The following is a 6,146-nucleotide window of genomic DNA, read 5'->3' on the forward strand; positions in this document are numbered from 1 at the left end:
TCCATGCCGAACTCAGAAGTGAAACACAACAGCGCCGATGGTAGTGTGGGGTCTCCCCATGTGAGAGTAGGACATCGCCAGGCTTTGAATATTGTCTAACCAGACACGCTGCGGAGCGGTAGTTCAGTTGGTTAGAATACCGGCCTGTCACGCCGGGGGTCGCGGGTTCGAGTCCCGTCCGCTCCGCCACTTATTAAGAAGCCCTGCTAGTAATAGCAGGGCTTTTTTCGTTTGAGTTTCAATGAGATGCTTAAGTCGTTTTAAGCTCTCTCTATTGCAACTAGATTCCCTGTGCTTATTCCTTGATGTCCTCTTGAGCGCTGAAATTCTTTTGGCTTATGTTCATCGAACAGAGTAGCTGCATGAAAGGCGCTACTATCTCAATCAATAGCCATATGAAAACAACGTGTAGGCATATAAAAAAGCCGACACGTTGTGTCGGCTAATCGTTTAGTGTTGTGCTTTACAGAATCTGTTTGAGCACTCTATCGGCCTTAACTCGCGTTACTTTACGCAGTAGTTTTTGTACCGCATCAGGGTAGTTTTCTATCTTCTCTAGTTGTTTGTAGGTACAAACAAGTTGAGTGTGTCGAAGGATGTTGTCGATCTCTTGCTCAAACTTAGGTGTTAAGTGGTGATAGTGATCTTGGATGAGAATGGCATTCTCGAGATCGAGCTTCCATGCTCTTGGATTTAAGTTATTACCAGTGATCAACATGTAGCGCTTATCCACCCATACGCCTTTTAGATGGAAGCTATTCTCTTCATGTTTCCAGAGATGGATAGAAAGATTTCGACTGGCAATATGAGCTTCATTTACTTTGGCAAAACGGCGTAGATTAAGCTCATATAAATAAGGTAAGCCGCCGATTGTCTTGAAGGTTTGCTCTGGGGAAATATAGAAATCGTTTGCCGTTTTATCGCCAACGACAATGTGAACTTTTACACCCCGTTTCAATGCTTTCTTAACTTCTTTAGCGACACTTTTTGGAAAATTGAAATACGGAGTGCAGATAAAGACTTCATCTTTAGCATGAGCGATCAGTTGGTTAATATTGTGGTTGAGTTTATTTCGACGCTTTCCAATACCTACCAGTGGCGTCAAAGCCACTTGATCGGCTGTTGGGATCTGTGACTCAAACTCATAGTTTGCTGTTGCTAGAGAGGCTCTAAATTGCCGAATGTCAGTTTTGATATCTTTCGTCGTTGGCTTCGATGTGTTTGATAAGTCATTGACAGCAGGATGACTTATCATTTTTTGCTGAATAAATTGTACCATGCTATCGGCAAGAGATTGATTGTCGATGGTGTGATAGCGGTCGAATCGATAGCGCTCTTTGTGATGCAAATAAACGTTATTAAGGCTTGCTCCGCTATAGATCACCTGGTCGTCGACAATAAAACCTTTGAGATGTAAAACACCAAAAACTTCGCGACCTCGCACGGGGATGCCGTATACGGGAATGGCGTGTTCGTGGTTCTGAGAGAACTCTTGATACATTGAAGCATTGCCTTCCGAAGCGGCCGCACCAATTAATCCACGTTGCGCTCTATGCCAATCAACGCAAATCGCAATATCTAAGCCAGGGTTTCTTTGCTTGGCATTATATAGCTCCGTTAAAACTTCTCTGCCTGCTTCGTCATCTTCTAAATACAGCGCTACAAGATAGATTCGTTTACTTGCCTGACGGATCGACTGGATCAGATGATTTTTAAATTCTTTTGCCGAAAATAAAACTTCAAAATGATCCGGTGATTGTGCGATGGTCGGCAATCGCTCGAATGGGTTTCTATGAGCAATCATATTGGATGATTTACCTTACTTATTTGCAAAATTGCGAACTGGAGATATTACCAAATTCAACGGTTCAATTGCTAGAAAAGCCGCGCATTCTCGTCATACTAGCCTAGGTATCTCATAGGAATGAGATCTTTACCACTGGATACATAGCGCTCAAACCGTTGCATAAGAGCTATTGGTAGTTCTTCTGTCATTATGGAGTGAAAACCATGACGAGCATAAAAGGGCTCAAGATGAGCGTATGCGAAGCAATAATCCTGATTATTGAGAATATTCTCGCTGCAATAATTGAGCAACTGCGACCCAATCCCTTTTTTTTGGTTTTCTGGCAGCACAAGCATGCCAGTCAGTAATCGATATACATCAATATTTTTAAATCTGACAACAGCAGATATCTGCCCATCGAGCGTGCCTATAACGCACAATTCATCTTTCCTAGCTTTTGCTGAAGGGTAATGTTCTTTGTACATTCGCTTGATCAAAGGAAGTTTTATCGGGGGGAGTATGTCAAATTGTAGTTGCCACATTTCTTCCTGCTTCGAATAGTTATCTGTTGTAGAATGGCGTGAGTTTAATTTATCCATAGAATGCCATGCAATTACATCCCAATGCGAGCTTAAAAAAATACCACACTTTTGGCCTAGAACAATCTTGTCAATTATTAGCTGAAGTTTTCTCTGTGCAAGATTTGGTGGAAATTTACCAGAGTGCAGAATGGCAGACTTTGCCTAAGTTGATGTTAGGAAAAGGTAGCAATGTCCTTTTTACTTGTGATTTTCAAGGAATGGTTTTAAGCAACCAACTGAAAGGGTTACAGCACACGCAGGATGATAATTACCATTATTTGCATGTTTCTGGTGGTGAGGATTGGCCTTCACTTGTTGAATGGGCAGTGAAGCAAAATATTGCAGGTCTTGAAAATTTGGCTTTGATACCTGGTTGTGCAGGTTCTGCTCCTATCCAAAATATTGGCGCTTATGGTGTAGAGTTTCAAGATGTGTGTGATTACGTTGATTATCTCTGTTTAGACTCCTTAACCGTCAAGCGCCTGAGCGCTAAACAATGTCTATTTGGTTATCGTGATTCTATTTTTAAGCACGCTTTGCACAGTAACGCGATCGTTGTAGCGGTAGGACTAAAGTTATTGAAGCAATGGCAACCCGTACTGAATTATGGACCTTTGCAAGAACTGGATAGTCACACCTGCCAAGTTATTGATATTTATAAACGGGTATGCGCTACTCGCAATGCCAAATTACCCGATCCGCGGGTGCTAGGTAATGCAGGAAGCTTCTTTAAAAATCCAATTATTAGTTTAGAACATTGGCAGGCTCTTCTTGAGAGTTATCCCGATCTTGTTTCTTACCCCGTGGAAGAAGGCAGAAAAGTAGCGGCTGGGTGGTTGATTGATCAGTGTGGGCTCAAAGGGTATAGCTTAGGTGATGCTCAAGTGCATCCGAAGCAAGCTTTAGTGTTGGTAAATAAAGGTAGCGCTACAGCCTTTGATGTTATTCAACTAGCGATTAAAGTTTGCATAGCAGTTCAGGATAAATTTTCGATATCTTTAGAGCATGAAGTCCGATTTTTAGATGCGATTGGTGAAACGAACCTTGAGCATCTTGCTAAGGAATTAAAGTGAAAGAGCACAGTGTCAAACTATCATTACTTCGTCATCTGGCCAGTGGCGAGTTTTGTTCTGGTGAGTTGCTAGGAGCAGAACTTGGTATTTCTCGCGCTGCAGTAAGTAAGCATATTAAAGGGATTCAGGAGTGGGGAATTGATATTTTCCGCGTCCAAGGCAAAGGCTATCAGCTTGCTCAATCACTGAATCTACTTGATGCGACACAGATCCAAAATGCCGTGCGTAACCCTGTCGAGCTTTTCCCCATTATCGATTCAACCAACCAATACCTGTTAGAACGTGTAGATAACCTTGCTTCGGGCAGCGTTTGCTTAGCAGAGTATCAGGCTAATGGACGGGGTCGGCGTGGGCGTCAGTGGATATCGCCTTTTGGCAGCAATCTTTATGTTTCCATGTACTGGCGACTCGACGCAGGGATGGCGGCCGCAATGGGGCTTAGCCTTGTGGTCGGGGTCGCGATTGTGGAAGCGCTAGCAAGCATCGGATTTGACGGTGTAAAGCTTAAGTGGCCGAACGACCTCTATTTTCAGGATAGAAAGCTGGCGGGTATTTTAGTAGAAATGACAGGGCAGGCTGGCGCAGCGGCACATTTAGTGATTGGGATGGGAATGAACATTTTCATGCCCGAAAATGAGCAAGCCATTGACCAGCCATGGGCAAGTTTGTCGCAGGTAGCCGACGGTCTGAAAATAGACAGGAACTTGCTCGCTATTGTCTTTATTCAATCATTAGACCAAGCGCTACGTGATTACGAGCTTTATGGGATGAAGGATTTTATACCGCGCTGGAATCGACTCGATAACTTTATTGGTCGAAAAGTTAAACTGCTTATGGGCCCCAAAGAGGTCTATGGCGTGGTGCACGGGATCAACGAATATGGAGCAGTGTTGCTAGAAACAGAGAATGGAATGGAGAGTTACATTGGTGGCGAAATATCGTTACGCAAGGCAGAGTAACCGCTTTACCAAACTATTTTCTTAGTAGTATCTCTTCCACAGTATGATTGAGGCCTTTACGCAAAACTAACTGAGCGCGCTCTTTGGTCGGTAAAATATTATGTTGCAGATTTTTACCGTTGATCGAGTGCCAGATGCTCTCAGCTTTTTCTCTCGCCTCTAGCTCAGACAGTTTTGTGTAGTGGCTAAAGTACGATCCCGTCTCCTTAAAGGCGCTGTGACGAAACTTCATAAAGCGTTCAACATACCACTTTTCAATAAGTTGACTGTCCGCATCGACATACAGTGAGAAATCTAAGAAATCAGATATAAACACTCGATGTGGATCGTGTGGATAATCCATGCCGCTTTGCAAGACGTTCAATCCTTCAATGATCAACACATCTGGCCTATCGACGACTTTCTCTTCAGTGGTGATGTCGTAAGTAAGATGTGAATAGATCGGCGCGCTTACATTTCTTTTTCCTGCTTTAACATCCGACACAAACTGTACCAGACGTTTCATATCATAAGATTCAGGAAACCCCTTTTTCCCCATAATTCCTCTTTCATTAAGAATTTTGTTGGGAAAAAGAAACCCATCTGTCGTGATCAGTTCAACTTTGGGATGATTCTCCCAGCGTGAAAGAAGCGCTTTTAACAAACGCGCCGTAGTACTTTTCCCAACGGCGACACTTCCTGCGATGCCAATGATAAAAGGAGGCGATATATCGGTATTACCGAGAAATTGATGCAAAACCGCATTTCGGCTTTGTCTGGCGGCCACGTATAAATTAAGTAAGCGAGCCAAAGGCAGATAAATTTCAGCCGTTTCTTTCATCGTTAGGTTTTCATTAATACCTTGTAGCTCTTTTAAGTCAGCCTCAGAGAGAGTCATCGGGACAGAGTTACGTAGCTCGGCCCATTGATTGCGATCAAAAGAGATATAAGGACCCATAAAATACCTAACGATGAATGACAGAAAAAAGAAGAGGATGAAACATACATTAAGGTGAAAAGAATGGAAATGCCTTAAACGATAGAATTGAGTGAGAAAACGCATTTTGCTTGAAAAAGCAACGAACAGGCGAGATTTATGGAAAATTGGTTTTTTTTTAATATTTAGGCTTGCAAGGCTGAGCATCATTCAATAGAATGCGCTCCACTTATGCCGACTTAGCTCAGTAGGTAGAGCAACTGACTTGTAATCAGTAGGTCACCAGTTCGATTCCGGTAGTCGGCACCATTCTTTTTCGAAAGAATGAAGAAAAAATTTGGAGGGGTTCCCGAGTGGCCAAAGGGAGCAGACTGTAAATCTGCCGGCTCCGCCTTCGATGGTTCGAATCCGTCCCCCTCCACCATATTCTTAAGGAAATAGCTCTCAGAGTTACGTGTGCGGGCATCGTATAATGGCTATTACCTCAGCCTTCCAAGCTGATGATGCGGGTTCGATTCCCGCTGCCCGCTCCAATTTTTGAGTGCTGATATAGCTCAGTCGGTAGAGCGCACCCTTGGTAAGGGTGAGGTCCCCAGTTCAACTCTGGGTATCAGCACCAGCTCTCCAAGCAATTATCTCCTTTTGATATATACTCCTTACCAATAATTTTGGTTGCGTGGTCATCAAAGCCACCTAAATCCGTACCTAGAGGGACAACTCATGTCTAAAGCAAAATTTGAACGTACGAAACCGCACGTAAACGTTGGTACTATCGGCCACGTTGACCACGGTAAAACAACTCTAACTGCTGCTATCTGTACTACACTTGCA

6 protein-coding genes, 5 tRNA genes and 1 rRNA gene are annotated in these 6,146 nt (G+C 43.4%); 9 read left to right on the top strand and 3 right to left on the bottom strand.

Annotated elements, in window-relative coordinates:
• A 5S ribosomal RNA gene (gene rrf / locus AACQ17_RS17410) occupies nt 1–83 on the top strand; the annotation flags it as partial.
• A gap of 29 nt (nt 84–112) precedes the next feature.
• A tRNA-Asp gene (locus AACQ17_RS05005) sits at nt 113–189 on the top strand.
• A gap of 274 nt (nt 190–463) precedes the next feature.
• Here AACQ17_RS05005 and pssA read toward each other — a convergent pair.
• Nucleotides 464–1,804: a CDP-diacylglycerol--serine O-phosphatidyltransferase gene (pssA, locus tag AACQ17_RS05010; RefSeq protein ID WP_013857962.1), complete on the bottom strand. Its 1,341-nt coding sequence runs from the start codon at nt 1,802–1,804 to the stop codon at nt 464–466.
• Nucleotides 1,805–1,902: 98 nt separating this feature from the next.
• Entirely contained in the window at nt 1,903–2,385 is a 483-nt protein-coding gene (locus AACQ17_RS05015) for a GNAT family N-acetyltransferase (protein ID WP_013857960.1), read from the bottom strand.
• A gap of 8 nt (nt 2,386–2,393) precedes the next feature.
• Here AACQ17_RS05015 and murB point away from each other — a divergent pair, with 8 nt between their 5' ends.
• Together murB and birA are read left to right on the top strand one after the other, a co-directional pair.
• Nucleotides 2,394–3,440 (top strand): UDP-N-acetylmuramate dehydrogenase, encoded by a 1,047-nt coding sequence (gene murB / locus AACQ17_RS05020; protein ID WP_013857959.1) that lies wholly within the window; start codon nt 2,394–2,396, stop codon nt 3,438–3,440.
• A complete protein-coding gene (gene birA, locus AACQ17_RS05025) occupies nt 3,437–4,399 on the top strand; it encodes a bifunctional biotin--[acetyl-CoA-carboxylase] ligase/biotin operon repressor BirA (protein ID WP_013857958.1) in 963 nt (320 codons plus the stop codon). The genes murB and birA overlap by 4 nt, the downstream gene beginning before the upstream one ends.
• Before the next feature lie 13 nt (nt 4,400–4,412).
• On the opposite strand, the gene coaA is transcribed toward birA, so the two are convergent.
• Entirely contained in the window at nt 4,413–5,336 is a 924-nt protein-coding gene (coaA, locus tag AACQ17_RS05030; RefSeq protein ID WP_010318972.1) for a type I pantothenate kinase, read from the bottom strand.
• A 212-nt stretch (nt 5,337–5,548) separates the two neighbouring features.
• On the opposite strand from coaA, the gene AACQ17_RS05035 reads away from it, so the two are divergent.
• The 5 genes from AACQ17_RS05035 to AACQ17_RS05055 form a co-directional block, all read left to right on the top strand.
• A tRNA-Thr gene (locus AACQ17_RS05035) sits at nt 5,549–5,624 on the top strand.
• Nucleotides 5,625–5,654: 30 nt separating this feature from the next.
• Nucleotides 5,655–5,739: transfer RNA gene (locus AACQ17_RS05040), tRNA-Tyr, on the top strand.
• Between the two features lie 34 nt (nt 5,740–5,773).
• Nucleotides 5,774–5,848, top strand: a tRNA-Gly gene (locus tag AACQ17_RS05045).
• Nucleotides 5,849–5,858: 10 nt separating this feature from the next.
• Nucleotides 5,859–5,934 (top strand) — tRNA-Thr (locus AACQ17_RS05050).
• Nucleotides 5,935–6,035: 101 nt separating this feature from the next.
• A partial coding sequence (locus AACQ17_RS05055) for a GTP-binding protein (RefSeq protein ID WP_240507672.1) occupies nt 6,036–6,146 on the top strand: 111 nt, incomplete at its 3' end.

Origin of the sequence: Vibrio sp. V10_P2A27P122, from assembly GCF_963874335.1 — a bacterium.
In the GTDB taxonomy this organism is placed as follows: domain Bacteria; phylum Pseudomonadota; class Gammaproteobacteria; order Enterobacterales; family Vibrionaceae; genus Vibrio; species Vibrio anguillarum.